We start from the raw sequence: 23,066 nt of genomic DNA on the forward strand, positions 1-23,066 counted from the left end.
TTACGTATTCTGTAACCTGATAATACGATTAATGTGGTTAAGTTCCATGGCGAATTCGCACATGACCTGGGTGCCAGAGCACTTCATTGGCGGCCATCCCGCCTTGGATCTTTGCAACGCGGTTTATGATCGGCGGAATCCCATCAAAAGCAATGAGCTACTCACGTCTGCTCGGGACGTTGGGAACTGGTTCCTCGCCTCTGGGCTTGTCGAGGGCCGCCAAGCCGAGGCGGTTGCGGGTATTACCAGCAAAGAGTTTGTCCCGCTGGTTCGCGAGGTTAGGGAAGCCAGCTTTGGAGTTTTTAATGCCATTGCTTCCGAAGGGGAGCCGTCCGCGAGCGAGCTAGGTTGTCTGTTCAGGTGCGTCGGACACGGTTTAACGACAGACGCGCTGACAATTTCAGACTTCAGACCGAAACCCAGCATCAGCCAATGGAAGGATCCTCACGTAGTCACCTCGATATTGGCGCTTTTGTCGATCGAAGCATTCTTCGTCCTCCCGCGTGATCGCATACACGCGTGCCCGCGTTGCGGCTGGCTCTTTGTTGATAGGTCACGCGGGGGGAAGCGCCGCTGGTGCAACATGCGGATTTGCGGAAACCGGGAGAAGGTGACGCGTCACCGCGAAGGGGCTGACCACTGACACTGACCAATCTGTCGCGACCCTAGATGACAACGATAGAACCAGAAGCGCGCCGGTGCCCGGAGCATTTCCAGCGGGCGTCAAAACCGGCCCTAGTCAATAGAACTCGTCGAGTAGGCGATAAAAGGCGACCTTCTTGGAGGCCAGCTCGCTAATTCCGTAGCGGTCGAGAAAGGGTCGGACCCACTCCTCGCCTAGCTCTTCCGCGATATCTCGCGTGGCCAACGCGATATCCTGGTAGCGGTCGGCGAGGCCCAAGCGACCGCAGTCTATGAACCCGGAGAAGCTGCCGTTATATGCCATGACATTCGGCAAGCAGGCATCGCCATGGGTTACGATAAGATCTTCGCTCTCTGGCTGTCTCGCCTTTAGCGCCGCGAATAACTCGGCGGGCTGCAGGCCCTGATGTTCCTCGTCAAGGTCGTCTTGGTCGATCAGGCCGGCTTCCATCCTGGCACGCGCGATTTTGATACGATTTGCAGCCCGATGGTCGAAGGGACAATTGGAGGGGTCGATGCCGTGAAGAAGGCGAAGTGCATCGGCCAAAATGGTGACTTTCTGGGCTGCATCGATGTCAGCGGAAAGGAGGTTTGAACCTGGCACGGCGCTTAGTAGCACCCAGTTTCCTCGGGCGTCGTAATGCTCATTGATTACCAGCGCCGCCGAAATCCCGGACGATGCCAACCAGCGGAGCCGATGCGCTTCATCTTCGATCTCGCTTAGAGGGCCACTGGGCTCAGTCTTGAGAAACAATGACGGTAGGCCGTCACTGTCCAGCCGAAACACAGTTGCCTCCGAGCAGCCTTCTGTCTGTCGGGTCCAAGTGTAAGAAGTAAGGTCTAGCACCCAATCTGGCGCGAAGCTTGCTAGCGCGGCTGGAAGGACGCCGTGTGAATCGTTGAGGTTCTGCATAAAGAAATTTTCCGTCTATGGGTCGCTATGTCGCGACTTAAGTTCTGCCTGTCTCAGGGGAGTTCGCCATGGGCGACGAGCTCTTCACATCGCGCAAGCGCCCAAGTTGCATCTTGATGTTCCTGGTCTCGCAGACCTTGGTAAAGTTGATCGAGGCCGATACGCAATTGATATGCTCGAAGGCTAGGAGCGTGAAGAAGCGAAGGATTTCGACGCTCGTAGTAGCGCGCTTGGTACTCCATGCAAGGAAGCCAGGTGCGCCAGAAAAATAGGTTTGCAACATCGTAGAGTGGATCGCCAATGAGAGCTTCACTCCAGTCTATAACCGCCGTGACCCGCTGTTTATCCATCAATACGTTGTTTGACCCAAAATCACCGTGCACGAGAGCGCAGCGTTCGGGGCAGTGCTCTGCACACCGTTCGAGCTCATCCAATAATGGGAGAATTTGCTGCATCATCGGGCGGGTTGACACGATCGGCCAATCGTATTCATCCGGGCGGGTGATCGCCAGCACATAACTCTTCCACGTCCTATGCGTGCCAATCCCATCCGGCCCGAAGCGACCAAAGCCTTTCAAGAGGGAAGTATCTGACGTGGAAATGGCATCCAGTACATGCGCAACGGACCCAACGGACGCCGGGAGATCGGCTTCGGGCAGGTCCTGAACCGTCAGGCCCGGGGCTCTCCGCGAGACACAGAAACTGTAAACGTCATCGAACGCGCCGATGCGGATGATCGCCGGGATGGGAACATCAACTGATCCAAATGCCTGCGCAGCGAAGGCGTCTTTACGGAAATCTTCCATCGCTTCGTTAATGCGCAACACGTATCCCTGGGCGCCAAGAGTGAACCCGAATGCCCGGGATTCCTCCCCCTCGACGAGCTGCACTAAACTCGTGACATCGCCAAATTCGCGCGCGAGAAATGCGCCGACGGATTGAATTGTTATGACAGGCTTACTCATGCCCCCCATTCCGACGCCAGAACGGCATAGATGAACTCGTCACCCCACTTGCCATTGAAGTAATCATTTTGATGGAGATGTGCTTCTTTTCGAAATTTCAGCCGTTCAACGACGCCAACTGATCCGAGGTTTTTTGGATCCAGGCGCGCGAAGAGGCGATGAAAGCGAAGCGTGGAAAAGGCAGCGGTGACTAGTGCAGACACAGCCTCAGTCGCATATCCCATTCCGCGGAATGCAGGATGAAAGATGTAGCCAATTTCGCCCTGTTGAGCCGCGGTGCTGGCAAGCTTTAGAACGACCTCGCCTACAAGCGTTTCGTCGTGCGACCTGCAAACAGCCAAGACCAGGTAATCGCCGTCGACGGCGAACTGCGCCGCGAGGGACGAGCGAAATTTTTGCGTCAGATCAGACCCGCTGGGCGGATCTGCATACAGATATCGATAGACTTCCGGCAGGGAGTGATAGGAGGCATAGGCTTCAAAATCGCTGTCGACAAAATGTCTCAAAGAGAGCCGATCGGTCGTAATCGGTAGACGAAGGCTATCAAGCTGCATTGATACTCCACTCCCGGCGTATTGCTAAAGTTGGGTTGAAACGTTCGATGGGAAAGGTTGATTGCGGAGATGGAAATCGGGCTGCCTTGGCTTTATGGCCTGTTGCTCGGCAATTGATCAGAGACCATCGCGCCGCCTTTCCAAATCGGCATGGCATGAACACCGAGCGCCGTGTCGAGCGCGTAGGTGGCAAGCAGCCGCGTAGAGTCCAGAATTGGAAGTATCGAATCCTCTTGCGACACGAGGAGAGGAAGCTCCGTGCATCCGAGCACAACCGCGTCACAACCAGCGTTGCCAAACTCTGATATGATCCGCGAGTGCTCTGCCCGGGCTTCATCAGTGAAGATTCCCCGACATAATTGCTCGAAGATCACGGTATTCACGTAATATCGATCCGCGCTGGGTGGAGCGATGGCCTCAAGCCCCCGACGGCGTGCCGCATCGAAGTACATCCGTTCGCCGGTAATCCACTTAGTGCCGAGGATACCCACTTTGGAAAGGCCACGATTTGCGGCCTCGGCCATGACCACGTCCGCGATATGCAGTCCCGGCAGCGCCAAATTCCGCCCTTCGACCTCCAAAGCGAGATGGGCTGTATTGTCCGGGCAAACGAAGAAATCACACTCGCTCTTTGCAAGGCTTTCAACCGTCGAAGCTAGGGTGTCGCGTATCTCCGGCAGATTGCCGGCCTCCCACGCGGGCATACTCAAGCCCATCGGGATGACGCTCATCGTGATGTCCGGATGAAGGTGCGCCCCGAGACGCGCGGAGCCAGCGTGACAGATGGTCAGATAGCATAGGGCAGAACCTTCGGCACTGTGGGCCAGGACGCCAATGTGTTTCATGCTCGTCTACTCTCCCAAAATACAGTTGAAGTCGCCTAATCCAGCGCATTAGCATCTTCGCGGTCAACACTCGGCCGGCCGGTGGAAAGCCACTGCATGGCGGCGATGCGAATCTCTCTTCGATTCAGCTTATTCACGACCCAGCTGGTTGAGGTCATTCGGCCGACTTTTCTGTACCGGGCTGCGACAACTTTATGGGGTGGCCAGGATACAAACGCCCGCATGTCTGCAGGGGTACGCCAAACCGAAACCGATCCTGAACTCAGCTGTTGCCAATCCATCCAGAGCCAGGTGCCAACAGCGCCGGTAAGTTCAGGCCACCGGCGCTTTAAACGCCACCCGTCAAAGACGATTCGTGGCATATGCGTAATTTTAGACGCCTGGAAATGCGTGACGCTCACGAACAACTTGTTCGCGCCCTCAAGACTATCTGGGCTTTCCTGTCCTTGCGTCCAACCTGACCACATCATCGCTCATCGCCCTCAAGAATTCTGGAACCGAGATACGAAGGTTTGCGCCCGCATGCGTGAAGGGAGTGATTACTCTCCTCAGGAAGCTGGTACTAATGCAAATACCGACCGTGAGTCGGTAAATAACCGACTGGCGGTCAAAAAGTCAATAGACTTCCAGGATCGATGGGATAAGACAACGGGATGGTAACGCAGGCGGATCGACGGGAAGCAACACGCAAGGCAATCATCGATGCAGCGAGGGAGCTGTTCGGTGGCGCAGGATTCGCGTCCACCACCGTAGACCAGGTCGCAGCTGTCGCCGGTGTCGCGAAAGGGGCCGTGTACCACCATTTCGCCAACAAGGAGGCGATTTTCGGGGCGGTTTTTGAGCAGGCCGCGATAGAGGTCGTCGAGAAAGTGTCGGAGGCCGGTCGCCTCGCGAAGGATCCGCTTGAAGGAATAATCCAAGGTACGCAAACCTACTTTAAGGTCTGCAGTGAAGGTCCTCTCGGCCGCATTATGTTGACGGATGGCCCGTCGGTTCTAGGCTGGCAGCTTTGGCGCGATATCGACCGAGAGCATTTTGGCGCGAAGGTGCCGTCGGCACTATCTGCAGCGATGAAACGGGGACTCATCGACAATCAGCCAATCGAACCACTATCAACGCTAATTCTCGGCGCCGTCACCGAGGCAGGTATCGCTTGCGCAAACAGTGATGCACCTGAGGAAGCAATCAAGGGATACATAGAGGCGCTCGGGCAACTCCTGCGTGGATTGCGCAGAGATCGAGGTGCAGAGAGCGGCTGATCGCTGTCTCGGTCGGATCGCCTGAGATGCATTAGTCTTAAGTAACAGGTGATTATTTCGCGCTCCGACGCTTGCCTGGAGAATGCGCCGCTGCCGCTGCCTCGACGATTATCCTTCTCAGCCAAATGTGGCGAGGCGAGTCCTGAAAACGGGCGTGCCAAGCAAGGCTCATGGGAAAGCTTCCGAGGTCAAGAGGTGGTGTTCGCATGACGAAGCGCCTGCTATCCACGGCAGTCCGCGCTAAACTCGCCGGGAGAGTCATAACCAGGTCCGCGCGAGCGACGATCTCTACCGCCGCGAAGAAGTTCGAAATTTTAAGTTTGATCCGGCGCCTGCGGCCGAGATGAGCAAGCGCCTCATCAACGGGAGCCATCTGGAGCCCTGGAACACTTACCACGACATGCTCAAGCGCCATAAACAAGTCGAGTGTGAGCTCATTGCTGGCTGCGGGGTGTTCAGCCCGCATAAGAGTGACCATCTCTTCATCGTACAGGTGCCTGCGCCGTATCCCCGCTGGCGCGTCGTCAATTATTCCTATCATCACGTCCGCGGCACCAGTTTCCAACGCGGTAAGGGTATCCGTGCTCGATGAAGAAACATCAAAATCCAGCAAGGGCGCTTCTACCGCCACACGGTCGAGCACATGAGGCATGATGGACGCGGCTAGGAAATCTGGAATTACGAGCCGCATCTGGCCAGTTGCCGTGAGAGGAGCGAAGCCACGTCCCTCAAGCATCTCGCCGATCGTCGACAACGCCGTTTGTAGCGATGGACGTAATTCTTCTGCGCGAGCGGTGAGGATATAGCCGCCGGGTCCGTCGGCCAGCAGCACGTCGACAAAGAGGATCCGTAGTCGACCCAATGCACGGCTTGCAGCGGGCTGGCTCATGCCGAGCCGGCGGGCGGCGCGCGTGACGCTCCGTTCCTCTATGAACGCATTAAGGGCTACCAAGAGGTTCAGGTCGACGCTTCTCAAATCCACTTCGTGCATAGTAAGTATATATACCATGCATTCGACGCATGCCATCTGAAAGATTACGTTGGCATGACTTCAGTGGAGGAAATCATGTACGTAGTCATGGGAGCAAACGGGAGAGCAGGCGGTGAAACCGCACGTGCTTTGCTTGAGCAGGGCGCCGCCGTGCGCGTAGTAGTGAGGCGTGCCGAACACGGCGATTTTTGGAGGACGCTTGGCGCCGAGGTGGCTATAGCGGATCTAGATGACATGATGTCTATCGTCTCGGCGCTTGACGGGGCATCGGGGGCATTCGTCTTAAACCCCACGCCATTGGAGGGAGATCCGTATGCCCGAACTCTTCAAGTCGGAAACACGCTCGCAAGGGCGGTGAAACTTGCGAGCGTCCCGAAGCTGGTTGCCCTATCGTCGATTGGCGCACAGCATGTTGATGGTACCGGGATCATCAAGACACTGCACCAGTTTGAATCGCTTCTTGATGTCGCGGCGCCGTCAGTTGTTTTCCTAAGGTCCGCTTACTTTGTCGAGACATGGGGTGACGTTGCAGAATCCGCGAAATCAGGCGTTTTGCCAAGCTTTATCGCGCCCAATCAGCGCATCCCTATGGTCAGCACTGTCGATGTAGGACGGACAGCTGCGAGTCTGATTGCTGAGACCTGGAGCGGCACCCGTGTCGTCGAACTGAGCGCGCCTTTGGACCTCAGCGCCGATGACGTCGCGAAGGCCTTCGCTGATTTGCTCCACCATCCCGTAGAAACAGCGTTTGTTCCGCAAGACCAGCGTGCGGCTATTTTGCATAGCGATGGAGTGGATCCAGAGATCGGGAATGCACTTCTCGGTATGTACGACGGAATTGCCAACGGTAAATTCCAACGAGAGGATGGACAAGAGTGGCGGCGCGGGACAGTCTCCTTAGTTGAGGCTATAGCGCGCATTCTGAAGGCTTCTGATACTTCGTCCGTAGTTGGTACGGTCTGATTAGGTTTGTTTCGGCGGGCGGTTTCCGGTTGGCACCAAGGGTGGTCGGCCCTAGAATGGCGGCGGTGACGTAGCCAAAGCTACAATCCCCATGAACTGGTTCCCCAACCGTCTTCACGCTAGTTCGAAAAAGGGACTGAACGCCTTATCCCTTGTCGCGCAAAGGCACTTATAGATGTCGGTTCCGCAAACGCCTGGGCCAAGATTGCCCATCCGCCCTGTTGCGGCGGCAATCGCCGCAGTTTTCCACCACGATAAAGTACTACTGGTACGGAGGGCTAATCCGCCTGATGCCGGACGCTGGGGGTTTCCCGGCGGCAAAATCGAAGGCGGAGAGACAATCGAAGCAGCCGCGGTTCGCGAGTTGTTCGAAGAGACTGGTGTCCTTGCTGAAGCGCGCACAGTCGTTACTGCCCTCGACGCCTTCGACCGCGACGAGAGCGGCAACATCATTCAACACTTCATTCTGGTCGCGGTGCTATGCCAGTGGAAGTCGGGCGACCCAATCGCAGGCGATGACGCCCTTGAAGCCCATTGGTTTTCCATGGATGAACTTTATGACGCACGTCTCGCGTTAAGCCTCGATGTTGCAGAGGTCGCCCGGCAGGCCGCCAACCTTGTTGTGACCAAAACTTTAGCGCCGGGTCAGCAAACCTCTTGAGCGTCAACGAGACGTCAGTGTCGGGTGGCACGGTTCGTACCAATTTTCGCTTGGAACAGACCAGCGTCCCTAAGACCCCAACCCTCATCCGCGGCGGGCCATCAGGCGAAGTCTGGCAACCGCCGAATGCCCAGAGCGCCCGGACACATCGTTTAGGAAATTCTTAAGCTAGCGCCCCGGAGCTTAAGGCCCAGTCGCGCCGCAACACGCTGCGATGAGATATTGTCTCGGTCGGTGCTGTAGAAAAGGGTACGCGAACGGAACGTGGGGAGGCGCGTCCAACCAGCTGTCGCAGCGGCGGCAAACCCTTGTGCTCTAAACGCCTTCGTTGTTACGAGCCCGAGTTCAGCGCCGTTATCCGCAAGCCGCGCCGCAAATGCGAGAGAGGCGACTTCGCCGTCTACCATGGCTGCGCACCAAGGTGCCCAGAAGTCGGCTACCTCGCGGAAGCCAAGTTCAAACAGGTTATCGGGCACTCCGATCGACCGCCAGCTGCGCACGAGATCCTGCCCCACGTTCGATTCGCTGCTGAGGAGCCGTGCCGTGCTGGTGTACGGATGCGCGTGCGGTAATTCATAAATCAGACCGAGATCATGGGCTGCCGTCGCTTTCTCGCTGCAAAACAACGACAGGTAGCGCGCAAGATGCTGCGGTGTCGCCGAGCGGGTAAGGGGCGGCTCGGTAGCGGCGAGATCTTTCACCTCCGCCACCAGGTCAGGGGAAAGATCGTCGCGAAGCCCAAACAGGTTGCGCTCTGCAGAGCCGGCTAGCCAGAATCGCGGCCCCGGCGAGCAATCCGGATCATTTTCGCCCACTATGCGCCCGTCCGGACTTAGCCGATAGAGCGTGTGATATTGGGTCTGCAACCAATGATAGTCAGAACTGTGAGGCAATATTCAATGTTCTCCACTGTCACGGAACGATGGCTTATTCGTATGATGGGAAGCCGATACGTTTTTTTAGATCGTTTCCCTGACAATCTTCGACGCTTTGGGGGCGCTGAGTGGAAAATATCTGACCTGACGCTTGGCCTGTGCTGCCAGCCAGGTGAAGAACGCGTCCACCAGCGGGAGGGACAGGTCCTGTCGAACTGCCCGGCGATGTTCGGGATCTGAGCCCCGGGTACAGTCTTCGATCTTGTAGAGCGCAGCGATGCGAACCAGCGCCTCGTCGACGATGGGCGATCCGCTCTTCGGTGTGGCCTTGATCAGCTTCCTGCGCCCGTTGGAGCACATCAACTTAAAGACCGCCTGCCGAAGCGCCCCTGACGTGAGCAGCGGTACTATGCTGAGTTGACGGGATGCGCGGTCCTCTGCCTGCGCGATCTTCCGATGCGCTTTGCAGCCTTCACTTCCACAGCTCGGGTGTTGGTGAGGGCGCTGCGAACGGCGTCGGATATGGAGGACACAACAAAGTCGGCATCGATTTCCTCGGCTGCTACCATGCCTCCACGCTGGCTCTCGATAGCCGCCATAATGATGCCGACCCGGAGCGACGGCTTCTGCCGTTTCAGTTGGCGCACAGCCTGACGAGCATGGGCCTTGGAGCCTGCATTGAGAAATGCGATGAGGACGGTATCGATCTCTGCAAGGCGCTGTAGGGTGATGGTTTTGCCGCTGACTGCCAGATGATCTAGCTGCGAGACGCTCGCGCCTTGTATCGCCAGAATCTGCGAGATCATCGAGGCGGCGGCATCATCGATCGGTCCTCTTCCGCCAAGGCATAGGATAGCTTTGCCGTCGCCACTCGGCAGGTCGGTTTCGTCGCCGGTCTGTTCTGACGTGATCGCGGCCGCTTCGGTTTCAACCGGGTCGTCTTCCGCTTCTTCTTCAATCGCAATTTCGGCGAGATTGCCGATCAAAGTCTGTGTGGTCGATGCGAACAAGGCAAGCTGCGCCTCCGTCATCACGCCACGCTGGCGATCCAGCTCGCCGAGCAACAGCGCCGGAAATCCGACTTTCTCGTAATAATCGACGAGGTACTCGTTCTCGAGATATTCCTCGGCATTGTCAGTCGCCTCGTTCGGGTCTCCGGCAAGCAGTCTCTGATAGAGTTTTTCCTCTGGTTGCAGGACGGCCTCGTTACCAAGCAGAACGTCGAGGAAACTAAATTGCGGAACATGCCGTCCAAGTACCACAAGGCATACGGTAAGGGGCGTTGAGAGGATAAGGCCCACCGGACCCCAGAGCCATGACCAGAAGATCGCGGAGATGATGATAGCAAGCGGGGACAGGCCTGTATGGCTTCCATAGAGCCAAGGCTCGACTACGTTGTTGCTGACGAGTTCCGTTATCACGAACAGAGTTGCGACCCAGGCCACCAGCGACCAGCCTGGTGCTATCGCCAACGCCAGAAATAACGGCAGGATCATCCCGATGATCGGCCCAATATAGGGCACGAAGCGCAAGACGAGCGTGAGCAATCCCCAGAGGATCGCGTTCGGAATGCCAAGAAGCCATAGCCCGATCGAAATCGGCAGCGCATAAAGCGCGTTCACGACGAGCTGCATCAGGAGATATTTGCCGACGCGTTTCCCGGCATCTTGAAGCGCCGCTGTCGTCCGATGCAGATCGCCCAGTCCGACAAGGCGGATAAACCTGTCGCGCAGTTCTTCTCGCTCCAGCAACATGAAAATCACGAGAACGATGACGAGCCCAGCGGTGGCGAACGGACTGATCAGAGGCAGGATGAAATTTCCCAGCGTCTGGATGGGATTGGACCGCGCGATAATTTCCACGGGTATCGGTTCGCGAGGGACGGATTGTGGCAGCGAATCCTCCTTGCTTTCCTCTGCGGTATCTTTCATTTCTGATCCGATCCGCTCGACCACCTTGCTGAGGTGCGCGAGAACACCGTCACCGGACCCAGCCTGGCTGAGCGCCTGGACCTTCGCGACGATGTTGCGCTGATAGCTCGGAATATTGTCCGCCAGATTGGCGACCTGTCCGGCGACGATGAAACCGAACACTGTGATGAGGAGGAACGCGGTGGTGACGGCGAGAAGGACTGCGGCGATTTTGGGAACGCAGCGTTTGCGCAGAAAACCTACGACCGGCGCGAGTGTGAAGGTCAGCAGCAGCGCGAGCGCCATAGGCACAAACACCTCCTGCCCGACGTACAGAATAACGGCAACACCGATGAGAATGAGGATCGTGCGCCCGGAAAGGGTTGTGGCCGTCAGCGAAGCCGATCCGTTCGGTATTCCCGCTGCTGCGTCAGGTCTTTGCTCTGTGCCGCTCAATGCCATCCTCGATTCAAAGTGTTGCCGCCGAAGGCCCGGCATAGTCATATAAATGCTTCAGGAAGGAAAGATTTCGAGCCGTCGGAAGAAATATGTTCAGCCCAGCTACGGTGGGGGGCAAGCCCAGCGATCGCGCGAACTGCCGCCTTTTAGATATAAACATACCGGTTGCCGACAGGAGCCGCATGTTCGGTGAACGGACCAAAACGCTTAGGCCTTGAAAGACGGCGGCGCCAAAACCAGACGGTAGAAGATGAGGTTTTACGCCGCCGCTTATTGCTCATAGCGCTGCTACTGCGGCGTTAGCGAACCACTCAGAGCTTTTTGTTGATATACTCCGAAGCTTATTTTGCGGCCCTTTACGAGGCAGCCGAAGTCACGTTGAGTCGGGTGAAGAAATCGTCGTGGCTGAAAGCCTGGGTGATGAATGTCGCCAGGCGGCGCGGGCGGCAAAAGCCATCGTCGCGCTCGCACGCCTGCGTTGTTGACCTCTCCATATTTTGGCTTTTCTATTTCTCGTCGGTGGGGCATCGTAAACTTAACGGCTGAGAATCCAAGGTACTGCACGAGCGGCAAGCACCGCTCATGCCCGGGCGATTTTCGCCCACAGGCCCATCGCTGCTGCTCGCAATTCGCGATGATGGCCGGAGGGAATGTCGTGGCGCGGGATGTGAAACAGGTTGGCAATCGGATCATGGATGGAGACGAAGCGTTGCAGATGTCGCTGTGACTTGAAGCGCTTCATGATCCGCTCTCGTCGCCGGATCGGCTGATGAGAATTCTCCGCCCGATTGTTCAATCTTTTGTGTGAACGATGCTCGACGCCGGGCATGAGATCCCGCTTTGCGGCGTCGTAGGATCGAAGTTTGTCGGTGATCATCACCCGCGGCGCTCTGCCCTGGCTCCGCAACAGCTTGCGCATCAGGCGCTTTGCCGCCTTGGCGTTGCGGCGATTTTGTACCAGAACCTCCAGGACGAAACCGTCCTGATCGACAGCGCGCCACAGCCAGTGCCTCTTGCCCCGGATCGAAACGACGGCCTCATCGAGGTGCCACTTGTCGCCGAGCCGACCGGATGAACGACGGCGGATTTCGTTGGCGAAGGTACGGCCGAATTTCTCCGCCCAAAGCCGGACCGTTTGATGCGAGACCACAACCCCACGGGCAGCCAGCAGATCCTCGACCATTCGCAGGCTGAGAGGGAAACGGAGATAGAGCCACACAGCGTGGGCAATGATTTCAGCCGGAAAGCGATGGCGGCGATATAGAGGATCACGATCTGTCATCGCCCCTCATCCCAAATCGAATTTCAAATTCCGTTAAGTTTACGATGCCCCTAGATAGCCTCGGTGTCAGCGTGACGGTGGTCGACGAGGTCTCGGGGTTTCGCTATTTTGATGCGCGCGACCTTCTCGGGTTTGTCGATGGGGCGGCTAACCCGACCGGGTCCGATTTGCCCGCATCGTCGCTCGTTGGAGACGAAGATGCCGATTTCGCGGGCGGCAGTTATGTCGTCGTTCAGAAATATCTCCATGACCTGAGCGCATGGGCGCAGGTTCCGACTCCTCTCCAGAAGGCGATCATTGGCCGGACGAAGATCGACAATATCGAAATCGACGACGACGATGCGCCGCGCAAATCGCACAAGTCGCTGGCCACCATCACGGATGCCGAGGGGACCGAGTATGACATCCTGCGTGACAACATGCCGTTCGGCCGTCCAGGGCAGCGGGAGTTCGGGACGTATTTTATCGGCTATTCCCGACATCTTTGGGTGATCGAGAAGATGCTGCAACGTATGTATGTCGGCGACCCGCCAGGCGACTATGATCGCCTCCTTGATTTCTCGTCGCCACACACCGGCACGACGTTCTTCGCTCCCGCTCGGCCAACACTTAAGGCCCTTGTTCAGACCACGCTGGAGAAACTTACCGCCGCTAGTCACCATTCCTGCATCTGACCTTACGCTCTTTCTGGAAGTGAAAATCTCCTGCTCGGCAAAGCGCGTTTAACCTAGTTGGCCGGATTGTGGCTCCAGCCCTGGGCGACGGGTCGATGCCGCTCCTTGGGTTGGTCATGTCTGTGGATTCATGCTGAACCCCACCCTGCGGGAGGCTTGATACTATCCTCCGCGACTTCGGAAGGAAGCTGCGGCACGAATGCCGCGATTTTGCCGGCTGCCTGAAGGACAATGTCCCATCGGATATGGTGGAGGGGTATACTTGCTCGCCTCGCCGTGATGATCACTATACCCGGCCTTGGCCTGGCGCCTCTCATTACCCTGGCGGGTCGCTGGTTTGACTGGCTCAGGCCGGCAGACGCCGTCTACCTATGCTGGATCGGCTGGACGATGATCCACGACCAGGATGCGTACGTGGAAGGCCCGCAGTCCGCGTTCCCGCGAAGAGGGTTCTATCTGCAAGGTCTGCTCGTCTCGTTGGGCAACCCGAAACAGCTTCTGTTCTTTGGCGCTCTCTTGCCGCAGCTCATCGATCCTACCCGCAATCAGTTGTGGCAGATGGTGACCTCCGGAAGAACCGCGATTGTCTTCACCGCGCTCTCGGACGGCAGCTATGCCCTTGTCGCAGGGTACATCGGGCTCAGTTTGAATGTGGTGGCAAGGCGCCCCATTGGCCGGATCGGAGGAGGGGTGTTGATATTGGGCGGTGCCTGGCTTGCCTCCAAGCGGTTTCGTTAGGTGCGGTCAATTTTCGCGTCAGGATGCCAAGCATGGCGGAGGCAGTCAGATAAGCGGGGCGAGGGCTGCGGGGATGCCGAGAACGATGACGAGGGTGAGGAAAATGGCCGTTGCCAGTTTCAATCGATTGCGTTTGCGCGTCGTTTCTCCGGTCCAGTCGTAGGCCATGTTCGTCCCTTCATAGGCATGCAAGCCGCTACGATATTTGCGGCGGCGCAAATCTGTCTTTGACGATGGCGCAAGACAACCCGTTAAATCTTGCGGTCTGGACGGCGGATATGGAAGACCCGGGAGCGCCTCGTATCGCTCAACCGGGTCCCTGCGAGACCGATGTGATCTAGGAACCACATCGAGCCGGGCAGCTCGCATGTTGAAAAGTGTCGTGGTCCGGGTTCCGGCGCGTTCGGAACAGCGGGCGTGCGCCTCCTTGAGAATTCGCCGGGCGCGATAAGCGTCGAATGGGATCGGCTCATTGGCGAGTCTCAGTTGCTCAAGTCGCTTGTCTATGTCGCTAATTGCGCGGGCCAGACAGTCGTCCGGCGCGTGTTTGCGCACGACGTGGCGAGGGTGCTGGTGCGGCATGTTCATTCCTCGAATCAGGCTCCATCATGGAGAGGTGCCAACCTAGCCTCCTGTTCGATCGATCCAAGCTACCGGAGATTGCGAGCGGCGCTTTGGTCTCCGAAATCTAAATTCGCTCGAACCGCCGTACTCAGTTGTGCCAGTTCCACACACCGCCTGCGCAGAGTTGTGCCTGCAAGGCTCCGGTTAGCAGGGACGTGGCGATGCTTAAAGGACGTCGGCGGCCTCGTGGCATTGGCGCCGCCGCTTTTCTCCCGCTTCTCATCGCGCTCGTTCAGCTGCTTGAGGTGGTCGTCGGCATCGGCATATTTGCAACCCTCAGCACAGGCCTGCAGGCACTGGCGCCGGGAGGCGGGAGACCACTGAGGGGGTCTCAGCGGTCTCCCTAGTCCGGGCAGACTTGAGGCGCCCGGGTATTCATGACGTAGGCCGTTCGGCGGGATGCGCTTACCGTTCCACAGCTCCCGGCCTGCGTCGCGGCAAGCTATCGATATATGGCGATCCCAAGTTCGATTTCAATCGAAGTGCGAAGGGGGCAAGGGTTCAAATCTCTTCAAGACCTGAGATGCTCAACCGGGATGGTCAACGCAGCAAAACCGCAGGTTCGCGCAACCTGGTAGACTTGGCGCACTGAAGTGAGCCGTCTCGCTAGCGCGTCAGTGTTGGAGGTCACGCGAAGCAAAGTTCCGTCCGCCTGTTCAATCAACATAACCCAAACAGGCTGCATGAATGTCGATTCGGGAGCGAGGATAAAAATCGGCTTACCGCCCCTCTCGACAATCGCGCGTATTCGCCCGGAGGGACAGGTCCTCATAGACGACGGAAAGATCGCCGAGATTGGCGATACCAAGCTGGCGATTTCCGACGCGAACGTGATCGACGTGAAGGGAAAGGTCCTGATGCCGGGGCTTTGCGACGCCCATGTCCATGTGATCGTTCCGGTCAACAGCTTCCTTCAACTCACCAAATGGTCGCCGTTCTATGCTGCGCTGAGGACCATGCCCATTCTGGAAGGCATGTTGATGCGCGGCTTCACCACTGTCCGTGATGCCGGCGGCGCCGATTTCGGCCTTGCTCGCGCAGTCGAAGAAAAACTCATTGCGAGCCCGCGCATCCTCTATAGCGGCAAGGCGATTTCGCAGACAGGCGGTCACGGTGACATGCGCGGCGCCGGTGAGAGCGCATTCGACAGTCACTACTATGTGCCCAGTCTCGGTCGGATTGCCGACGGGGTCGATGCAATTCGCCTCGCGGCTCGTGACGAGATCCGCCGTGGTGCTAGCCAGGTAAAGCTGATGGTGGGTGGTGGGATCGCCTCCTATACTGACCCGATTCACTTCGTGCAGTTCTCCGGTGAAGAAATTCGCGCTGCGGTGGAGGAGGCGGAAAACGCTGGCAAGTATGTCATGGCCCATGCCTACACAGCACGCTGCATCCAGCATGCAGTGAAGAACGGTGTTCGCTCGATCGAGCACGGGAACTTCCTGGACGACGAAACGGCTGTGATGATGAAGGAGCGGAACGCCATCCTGGTGCCGACCCTTGTAGCCTATACGACAATGTGGGACGAGGGCCTGGACATCGGCATGCCGCCGGAACTGCATGCAAAGATCAAGCACGTCTTGGACATCGGATCGAACCAGCTCGAGGTCGCCCAGCGCCACGGCGTGAAGATGGCCTATGGAACAGACTTGATCGGTCCTATTCACCGCCATCAATCCATGGAATTCAAAATCCGTGGCGAAATCCTCCCGGCGATCGAGGTCATCCGATCAGCGACCAGCTACGCCGCGGAGCTGTTCCAGATGGAGGACCAGATCGGCAAGGTCGAAACAGGATTCCGCGCCGACCTGCTCGTCGTAGACGGCAACCCGCTGGAAGACCTGGGTCTGTTGCAAGACCCGTCGCGACTCTCCCTGATCGTGAAGGACGGCGACATCTATCGAAATGTGCTTTAGGACTCGTTCGGCCGCATAATCAGCAAGCGTATCGGTCACAAATACCGCCGCGCCGCCGAGAACCGGCGATGCGGAAACAACCCGACGCCGAGGCGGCGGTTCGTATCCTTTGAAGAGCTTTAATATGACATGGCAGGGCGAAAATGGTTTGAAGTTCGCTATGGAATTTGTCATGCAATTGCATTACTGTCTTCTCAGATGTGGAGATAGCTATGGCTGCAAACGCCCTTGTCCAAACACGCATTGATGCCGAAGTTCGGGATCGTGCCTCCGCCGTGCTTGAGAGCATGGGCCTTACAGTATCTGACGCGGTACGTATTCTGCTAACCCGGACGGCCAACGAGGGTGCACTGCCACTTGAACTCCTTTCGGGCAGCGAAGCGCATGACGCTTGGTTTCGCGCTAAGGTGCTTGAAGCTCTGAATGATACTCGACCGGACGTCTCGGATGATGAAGTCGAGGCACATTTCGCGGAACGTCGAGCGGCAGCCCGGCTTAAAGCTGGCGCACCCAAATCGTGAAGCTGACTTGGTCTGCGTTTGCGTTGTCGGATCGCGACGGCATCTTCACATATATTGAGGCAGATAATCCTTCAGCCGCCGTCTTGATCGACGAGCGGATCCTGGCCGCCACTCGTCGCCTGATCGATTTTCCCGCGAGCAGGCGCATTGGCAGAATTGCTGGTACGCGCGAACTTGTGATCAACGGCACGCCTTACGTCGCGGCTTATGTCGTTACCGAGACGACAGTTCGTATTCTTCGCGTCCTCCATGGCGCGCAGGAATGGCCAGACTCTTTGCCAACCAGCTAAATCGACTCGTACCAGGGGGTGGTGGTTCGAGTCCTTTCAAGGCGAAGACACTCGCAAGGCATCTGCTCGAGCTAACTGGTTCACTTGCAACAACGGTTTTGCGCCCTCTATGCTGCTGTTTGATCTGCTTGGGATCGCCCCAAAAAGAGGTCGTTCATCGACTCCAAGATCCGTGGCGGCTGCTTCCGGCGGAGCCCACGGGGATCAGGCGATCGGACCGCGTCTAACGAGGACGGCGAAGCGATCACCGCCGCGTCCGAAACGCCGAGTGTCCGCCTATTTCGGCGCTGGTGTGCGCGTCGGCCTCGAGTGCCAATCGTTTGGCTCATCACCGACAACAGGCGTTCATCGATTGTCTTCCGAAGTGCCAATCGCCTGTCGCAAGGCTTCCGCAAGCTGCCGTCGGGTATAGGGCTTTGCAAGCGGCCGGAATTGCGAGGTAGCACCGATGCGTTCGATATCTGCATAACCGGTCGTCAGGACGACCGGGAGGTTCGGATACTGCGCCACGATCTTGCTTGCCATGGCGCGGCCGTCAATTGGGCCTGGCATGACCACATCCGAGAAAACCAAATCGAACGGACCGTCCGTTTTCAGTATCTGCAACGCGTCCGATGCATCGGCCGCACATGTTACGGAGTAGCCGAGAGAAATGAGTGTTGCTGCGGCGAATTCGCGGACCATCGGATCATCCTCGACAACGAGAACGCACTCACTGCCACCATCCGGCACCCCGTTCGAGAAAGTCTCAGCAGGAATTTCCGTGGACGCCAGTCGGGGAAAGTACAGGGAAATGGTTGTTCCCTTACTCGGTTCCGACGCAATGTCGATCCTGCCTCCCGATTGTCGCACGAAGCCGTACACCATGCTGAGACCCAACCCGCTGCCCTTGCCAAAGGGCTTCGTGGTGAAGAACGGCTCAAAGGCTTTTGCACGCGTCTCCGCGTCCATGCCGAACCCGTCGTCGGAGATTCGGACCACGACATCGTTGCCGTTTTGCGCCGTCGAAATTTCCAGACTGCCGCCGGCAGGCATTGCGTCGCGGGCGTTGATGCAAAGGTTCATGATGGACGCTTCCAGTTGCGCCGCATCCGCTGTTATGTGGCCGGCCGCCGGATCAAGCTCAAAATGCACGATGATCGTTTCGCCAAGTGCCGTCGATAGCAAACCCTCCATGGCCCATATCGCACTGTTGATATTCAAGGACGCCGGTTCGAGGGGCTGCCGCCCCACGAACGTGAGGAGTTGGTGCGTCAGGGCGGCGCCTTGCCGAGAGGCCTTGTGGTTCAAATGTGCGATTGCAGAGAGGCGCGGATCAGCAATTTCGTCGGCCAATGTCTCGGCCGTCCCGATAATGACCGTCAGTAGGTTGTTGAAGTCATGGGCGACACCGCCCGTCAGTTGACCTATCGCTTCAAGCCGCTGCGCCTGCAGCCGCTTTGCCTCGTTCAGCCGCGTCTCGGTGATATCGCGGACGCCACCGACCATGCGGATTGCCTCGCCTGCGGTATTGCGGATAATATGGCCCTGATCGATAACCTCAGCATAGGTCCCTGTTCCACGACGGAAGCGGTACTCTTCGAGCCATATATCGACCTCCCCTTCAATCGCGGCAAGCACGCTGGATACGACGCGTGCGTGGTCGCCCGGGTGGATCTTTGCCTCCCATTCTCGAAAACCGTCCTCAACCGGCACGTCGTCATGCCCGAAGACGGATGCGATGTTGCTGTTCCATTGCACACGGCCGGTCGCAATGTCCCAGTCCCACACCGCGTCCGTCGTCATCATCGCGACGATTGCGAAGCGTTCCTCGCTTTCCGCCAGCCGTTCTTCCGCCCTCCTCCTTTCCGTGATGTCACGGCCCGTCGCGACGAAATGGGTGGCGCGTCCATCGGAACTGAAAATAGGTGCGATGCTCATATCCACCCAGTATTCGCGACCGTCCTTGGCGTAGTTCAGGAGTTCGGCCCGGATCGCCCTCGGCAATGCGATTGCGCGGTTGATCCTCTCGATGGTCGCGGCGTCGGTCCGCTGCCCCTGGAGGAAATCGGGGGAGCGCCCGAGCGTGTCCTGCGCTGAATAGCCGGTGATCCGAACGAAGGCATCATTGACGTAGACGATCGTTTGCCGCTCCCCGGGCTGCGATGCGGCCTTCGTGATTATGACAAAGTCCTCGATTCTCGAGATCGCCATTTCCAGCAGGTGCAAGTGCTGATCGGCTGCATGCCGTTTTGTAACATCTCTGAAATAGACGGTCAGTCCTCCCGGACCCGGATAGGCGGTGACCGAGAACCATGCTTTCAGGGACTCGTAGCAGACTTCGAAATCGGCCGTCCTGTTCTCGCGGACGGCGCCCTCGTAGTGCTGCCGGATGATGCCCGAAGAGGCTTCCGGGAATTCCTGCCAGATCAGGCGACCCAGAAGCGTCGAACGCGGGCGCTCGAGTAGGCGCTCGGCCTGATTGTTGAGGTAGGTGAAGCGCCAATCGGTATCTAGGTGGAAAAAGGCATCGCTGATGTTCTCCATCGACTCGGCGAAACGCCGCTCAAGGTCCCTCGCCGTATCCTCCAGCCTCTTGCGCTCATCAATATCTTGGAGAGCGCCCTGAATGCGGGAGATGCGGCCCATTTCATCGTGAATCGCGACGCCGATAGCGCGAACCCATTTCCGCCGGCCCGCGCCATCAATGATCTCCACCTCGATATCGTAGGGGAGGCCGGTCGCAACGCAGGACTCAAAGTGCCGCGTGATCGTGTCTCGCCATTCCGGAGTGAAATAGCCGATCCCCTCCTCAAGGGTAACTGTCTTGCCCCTTGGCCTTCCATGGATCGTCCAGATTTCATCCGACCATTCGATTCGCCGGTCCGGGAGGTCCACGACCCATCCGCCGAGTTTGGCCGCCTTGCCGGCGATCTCCAGAAGCGCCTGGTTCCCATAGAGATCGCGCGGCTGAGGCAAGACCGTGCGCGAGACTCCATATTTGGGAAAACGCCCAGCAATGAAAAGCGTGACCCCAACGAACCAGAGCCAGGCATTTGTAGGGGGCCACGCGAGAATGAAGGCGGAGATTCCGCCAACAAGCAACCCAGCAGAAAACCTGTCTGCTGCACATTGCCTGAGACCGGCTACGAGAGCTTGAAAGCCCTTGTTCGCGATTCCCTCTCCCCGTCGCATGGTCTGCCTTGCCCTCAGTCGCCGTTTGTTTCGACCAGTCGATAGTCGCTAAGGGCACCGCAATCCATAAGAGATCGCCTAATTTTAACCTTTTTTAAATTTGGCGCGGGGGTCGCTTAAGTACGGGCCGGCTTAATCGTTGCATCCAACTGCCGCGTTTCCTGCCGCCCAATACCGGAGGGGCCTCGGTAAGCATTGAGGTCACCCTGTGAAAACCACAAAGAGAACGACCTATCTGAGCCGTGTCGAATCCGATTACTTCAGCCGTAAATGGTACTGCCGCAGCGTGACGCTCTTCTGCAACCTGCTCTTCACCGGACAATGGATGCGCAAGGCGAAGATCGTTCGCTGCCTCGTTGTCGAAATCAGCGAGGGTGGCGCGACGGTGCGCATAGGAAAGTCACAGGTTCCGGACCACCTCTATCTCGTTATCGGCAGCTTTGACGTATTGGTCGGCAGTATTGTCATTCAGCGCGATCCGGGGCATCTGCATCTTTGCTTCCTGAAACAGCTGAGGCCGGACTTCGTCAATCGCCTGGTCCGCATGACATCGCCCTTCTCCACCTTGGAAAGCCTCGGCGCAAGAACCATATCAGCGGGTGATAATGTGCAGCCAACGCTGCGGCCCTTGCCACCTGCGCCCCATGGCGCTCTGGAAGGACGCATAGGCCAAACCACCGGGCATCCGAAAAGACCATGAACATAATGATCATTGAAGATCAGCGAGACGTCGTTGAAATGTTGCGGCTGAACTGGTCGGATTCACGGGACCGGCTGGATTACCTTACATCCGTGAGGCAGGCGAACCGCTTCATTCATTCAAACGAACTCGCTGCTTATGACTGCATCCTCATCGATATCAACCTGACCGACGGGAGCGGACTGGAGCTGCTTCGCGAGGCGCGCTCACGCTCCGACGTCCCTATCGTCATGATCTCTGGCGCTGGAGACGCCGATACCCGGGCGGACGCTATCAGCGTGGGAGCAGACGACTATGTGATGAAGCCGTTCAGCGTGAAGGAGCTACGTGCCCGCGTCCATCGCCTGCACGCGGCGCGCTTGAGTCGCAGCGTTCCCCGACAAAGCTCTTCTTTCAAGATCGGCAATATCGACTGCGACATCGGCCGCCTGTCGATGGATTTTGACGGCGCCAATCAACCGCTGACCGCACTCGAAGGTCGGATACTGCAGGTTCTTTACGATAGTGCCGGCGAGGATTGCCCGAAGTCATGCATCGCACGGCAGGCGCTCTTTCGCGAATACGACCCGCGCGACAAGACGATCGATGTCTACATCAACCGGCTGCGTGGAAAGCTTGCGGAACTCGATGCCGCGAGCGGTGAGGTCATTAAGACGATCCGCGGTGTGGGCTATCGCTTGAGCGACATCCAACAATAGTGAGAGTAAAAGAGCCATATGCTTCAATATGTTGATGGTCATGTGAATCGTGCAGAACCAGTCGGATCCGAAGGATCTCCGCTGGACGAGGTGGCTCGGCTGAAACGTCTGAGAGAATTTTCCGTCGTGTCAGCAGGGCCGGATCCGGTGCTCGATGCACTGGTCGATGCCGCCTGTCTTGCGGCGGATACGCCGATCGGCCTCATCACATTGCTTGACGGTGAACGCCAATGGTTCAAGTCGAAGCGGGGCATCAAAGGGGAGGGTTCCCGCCGAGCGGATGCTTTTTGCGATTACACAATACGGTCGTCGCGGCCTTTCGTCGTGGCGGACGCTCTGCGCGATGTCCGATTTGCCAGCAACCCTTTCGTGACTGGAAGTACCGGGATCCGCTTCTATGCCGGCGTGCCCCTGGAAATCGAGCCGGGGCTTCGGTTCGGCTCGCTCTGCGTTCTCGACCGGGTGCCACGGCGCCTCGGCGCCGACGTGCGCGGCTTGCTGGATCGGCTGGCGCGCTGCGCCGTGGAACGTCTCTTGCAATCAGAAGACCGGTATTTGTTGTCCCGTGTCGACGCCGGCCGGCTAGATCGAGCTAAAGCCGACAAGGCGACGCTGGCGCTTGCGGAAGAGGCGCTAGCACAGGGTCTCTTCGTCCTCTATTATCAGCCGAAGATTGCGCTCGATACCGGCCAGCGCGTCGGCTTCGAGGCTCTTCTGAGGCTCAAGAAGCCGGATGGAACGGTTCTCGCTCCGGCGGCCTTTGCCGCGGCTCTCGAAGATCCGACCCTTTCCAGGCGCATCGGCAGTCATGTGCTGCAGAGCGCAGTTGCTCAGGCCAAGGCGTGGGAGGCGGCCGGCGTCGATTTCGGGCACATCGCCGTCAACGTTTCGTCGTCGCAGTTTATCGCGTGTCCGGGCTGCCCCAGCCTCTTCGATGAAGTTCTGGACGCGGCCCGGGAGGCAGGGCTCTCGCCCCGACACATCCAGATCGAGGTCACAGAAGGGGTCATGCTGTTCGAGCAGGACGGCGACATCGCCACGCAGCTTGAGGCGCTACGGGCGGCCGGCTTCATCGTTGCCTTTGACGATTTCGGCACTGGCTTTGCGTCCCTCGTTCACCTGAAGGAGCTTGCCCATGACCAGATCAAGGTCGACGGTTCCTTCGTGCGTGCGATGACGAGCTCGAATGCCGACCTTGCAATCGTGAGGGCCATCGTCGACATGGCAAAGGCGATGGGAAAGCACGTCGTTGCTGAAGGTGTAGAAACGGTGGCGGAATTCCAAGCCCTAAGAGAGCTCGGCTGTCACTATGGCCAGGGGTTCCTTTTCGGTCGCCCAGTCGGCGTATCTGATTTATGTTTCTCTCCTAGTTGCTGGACGGAAACACGGGCGGCCGCTCCACGCATTTGAGG

The 23,066-nt window shown here is 57.9% G+C and carries 21 protein-coding genes and 2 pseudogenes; 12 read left to right on the forward strand and 11 right to left on the reverse strand.

Features of this window, described 5'->3' with window-relative positions:
- The first annotated feature begins 61 nt into the window (after positions 1-61).
- Positions 62-643 (forward strand): CGNR zinc finger domain-containing protein, encoded by a 582-nt coding sequence (locus AC1RT2_RS24675; protein ID WP_493106220.1) that lies wholly within the window; start codon positions 62-64, stop codon positions 641-643.
- 96 nt (positions 644-739) lie between these two features.
- Here the strand turns inward: AC1RT2_RS24675 and AC1RT2_RS24680 are convergent, their stop codons facing one another.
- The 4 genes from AC1RT2_RS24680 to AC1RT2_RS24695 form a co-directional block, all read right to left on the reverse strand.
- Positions 740-1,555, reverse strand: coding sequence for an APH(3')-II family aminoglycoside O-phosphotransferase (locus tag AC1RT2_RS24680; protein WP_493106165.1), 816 nt, complete (start codon positions 1,553-1,555; stop codon positions 740-742).
- 53 nt (positions 1,556-1,608) lie between these two features.
- A complete protein-coding gene (locus AC1RT2_RS24685; protein ID WP_493106166.1) occupies positions 1,609-2,520 on the reverse strand; it encodes a phosphotransferase family protein in 912 nt (303 codons plus the stop codon).
- Complete coding sequence (locus AC1RT2_RS24690; protein WP_493106168.1) at positions 2,517-3,074, reverse strand: GNAT family N-acetyltransferase; 558 nt, start codon at positions 3,072-3,074, stop codon at positions 2,517-2,519. Before AC1RT2_RS24690 ends, AC1RT2_RS24685 begins: the two co-directional genes overlap by 4 nt.
- Positions 3,075-3,166: 92 nt before the next feature.
- Positions 3,167-3,919 carry an aspartate/glutamate racemase family protein gene (locus AC1RT2_RS24695; protein ID WP_493106170.1) on the reverse strand — a complete coding sequence of 251 codons (753 nt, stop codon included), beginning with the start codon at positions 3,917-3,919 and terminating at the stop codon, positions 3,167-3,169.
- 653 nt (positions 3,920-4,572) lie between these two features.
- Between AC1RT2_RS24695 and AC1RT2_RS24700 the strand changes: the two genes are divergently transcribed.
- A complete protein-coding gene (locus tag AC1RT2_RS24700) occupies positions 4,573-5,178 on the forward strand; it encodes a TetR/AcrR family transcriptional regulator (protein ID WP_493106172.1) in 606 nt (201 codons plus the stop codon).
- A 52-nt stretch (positions 5,179-5,230) separates the two neighbouring features.
- On the opposite strand, the gene AC1RT2_RS24705 is transcribed toward AC1RT2_RS24700, so the two are convergent.
- Positions 5,231-6,169 (reverse strand): LysR family transcriptional regulator, encoded by a 939-nt coding sequence (locus AC1RT2_RS24705; protein WP_493106174.1) that lies wholly within the window; start codon positions 6,167-6,169, stop codon positions 5,231-5,233.
- A gap of 75 nt (positions 6,170-6,244) precedes the next feature.
- Between AC1RT2_RS24705 and AC1RT2_RS24710 the strand changes: the two genes are divergently transcribed.
- On the forward strand, positions 6,245-7,132 hold the full coding sequence (locus AC1RT2_RS24710; RefSeq protein ID WP_493106176.1) for an NmrA family NAD(P)-binding protein: 888 nt from the start codon (positions 6,245-6,247) through the stop codon (positions 7,130-7,132).
- A gap of 175 nt (positions 7,133-7,307) precedes the next feature.
- Positions 7,308-7,793 (forward strand): NUDIX hydrolase, encoded by a 486-nt coding sequence (locus AC1RT2_RS24715; protein ID WP_493106178.1) that lies wholly within the window; start codon positions 7,308-7,310, stop codon positions 7,791-7,793.
- A 152-nt stretch (positions 7,794-7,945) separates the two neighbouring features.
- Here the strand turns inward: AC1RT2_RS24715 and AC1RT2_RS24720 are convergent, their stop codons facing one another.
- The 4 genes and pseudogenes from AC1RT2_RS24720 to AC1RT2_RS24735 form a co-directional block, all read right to left on the reverse strand.
- Entirely contained in the window at positions 7,946-8,608 is a 663-nt protein-coding gene (locus AC1RT2_RS24720) for a GNAT family N-acetyltransferase (protein ID WP_493106180.1), read from the reverse strand.
- 153 nt (positions 8,609-8,761) lie between these two features.
- A pseudogene (locus tag AC1RT2_RS24725) lies at positions 8,762-9,022 on the reverse strand (IS66 family transposase); the annotation flags it as partial.
- A gap of 53 nt (positions 9,023-9,075) precedes the next feature.
- Positions 9,076-10,995 (reverse strand): AI-2E family transporter, encoded by a 1,920-nt coding sequence (locus tag AC1RT2_RS24730; protein ID WP_493106222.1) that lies wholly within the window; start codon positions 10,993-10,995, stop codon positions 9,076-9,078.
- Between the two features lie 622 nt (positions 10,996-11,617).
- On the reverse strand, positions 11,618-12,319 hold the full coding sequence (locus AC1RT2_RS24735; protein WP_493106182.1) for an IS6 family transposase: 702 nt from the start codon (positions 12,317-12,319) through the stop codon (positions 11,618-11,620).
- A gap of 50 nt (positions 12,320-12,369) precedes the next feature.
- Between AC1RT2_RS24735 and AC1RT2_RS24740 the strand changes: the two are divergent.
- Positions 12,370-12,993, forward strand: a pseudogene (locus AC1RT2_RS24740) (Dyp-type peroxidase); the annotation flags it as partial.
- 231 nt (positions 12,994-13,224) lie between these two features.
- Positions 13,225-13,731 (forward strand): LysE family translocator, encoded by a 507-nt coding sequence (locus AC1RT2_RS24745; protein WP_493106183.1) that lies wholly within the window; start codon positions 13,225-13,227, stop codon positions 13,729-13,731.
- 45 nt (positions 13,732-13,776) lie between these two features.
- On the opposite strand, the gene AC1RT2_RS24750 is transcribed toward AC1RT2_RS24745, so the two are convergent.
- Positions 13,777-13,899 carry a hypothetical protein gene (locus AC1RT2_RS24750; RefSeq protein WP_493106184.1) on the reverse strand — a complete coding sequence of 41 codons (123 nt, stop codon included), beginning with the start codon at positions 13,897-13,899 and terminating at the stop codon, positions 13,777-13,779.
- Between the two features lie 1,139 nt (positions 13,900-15,038).
- Between AC1RT2_RS24750 and AC1RT2_RS24755 the strand changes: the two genes are divergently transcribed.
- From AC1RT2_RS24755 to AC1RT2_RS24765, 3 genes are all read left to right on the forward strand, one after another.
- Complete coding sequence (locus AC1RT2_RS24755; RefSeq protein ID WP_493106185.1) at positions 15,039-16,271, forward strand: metal-dependent hydrolase family protein; 1,233 nt, start codon at positions 15,039-15,041, stop codon at positions 16,269-16,271.
- Between the two features lie 212 nt (positions 16,272-16,483).
- Positions 16,484-16,792: a type II toxin-antitoxin system RelB/DinJ family antitoxin gene (locus AC1RT2_RS24760; protein WP_493106187.1), complete on the forward strand. Its 309-nt coding sequence runs from the start codon at positions 16,484-16,486 to the stop codon at positions 16,790-16,792.
- Positions 16,789-17,082, forward strand: coding sequence for a type II toxin-antitoxin system RelE/ParE family toxin (locus AC1RT2_RS24765; protein ID WP_493106189.1), 294 nt, complete (start codon positions 16,789-16,791; stop codon positions 17,080-17,082). Before AC1RT2_RS24760 ends, AC1RT2_RS24765 begins: the two co-directional genes overlap by 4 nt.
- A gap of 345 nt (positions 17,083-17,427) precedes the next feature.
- Here AC1RT2_RS24765 and AC1RT2_RS24770 read toward each other — a convergent pair whose 3' ends face one another.
- Positions 17,428-20,256: a hybrid sensor histidine kinase/response regulator gene (locus AC1RT2_RS24770; RefSeq protein ID WP_493106191.1), complete on the reverse strand. Its 2,829-nt coding sequence runs from the start codon at positions 20,254-20,256 to the stop codon at positions 17,428-17,430.
- A 208-nt stretch (positions 20,257-20,464) separates the two neighbouring features.
- Here AC1RT2_RS24770 and AC1RT2_RS24775 point away from each other — a divergent pair, with 208 nt between their 5' ends.
- From AC1RT2_RS24775 to AC1RT2_RS24785, 3 genes are all read left to right on the forward strand, one after another.
- Positions 20,465-20,956: a hypothetical protein gene (locus AC1RT2_RS24775; protein WP_493106193.1), complete on the forward strand. Its 492-nt coding sequence runs from the start codon at positions 20,465-20,467 to the stop codon at positions 20,954-20,956.
- Positions 20,953-21,654: a response regulator transcription factor gene (locus AC1RT2_RS24780; RefSeq protein WP_493106195.1), complete on the forward strand. Its 702-nt coding sequence runs from the start codon at positions 20,953-20,955 to the stop codon at positions 21,652-21,654. Before AC1RT2_RS24775 ends, AC1RT2_RS24780 begins: the two co-directional genes overlap by 4 nt.
- 126 nt (positions 21,655-21,780) lie before the next feature.
- Positions 21,781-23,064, forward strand: coding sequence for a sensor domain-containing phosphodiesterase (locus tag AC1RT2_RS24785; protein ID WP_493106197.1), 1,284 nt, complete (start codon positions 21,781-21,783; stop codon positions 23,062-23,064).
- Positions 23,065-23,066 lie beyond the last annotated feature (2 nt).

This window comes from Shinella sp. GW821-FHT11G07, from assembly GCF_058808115.1.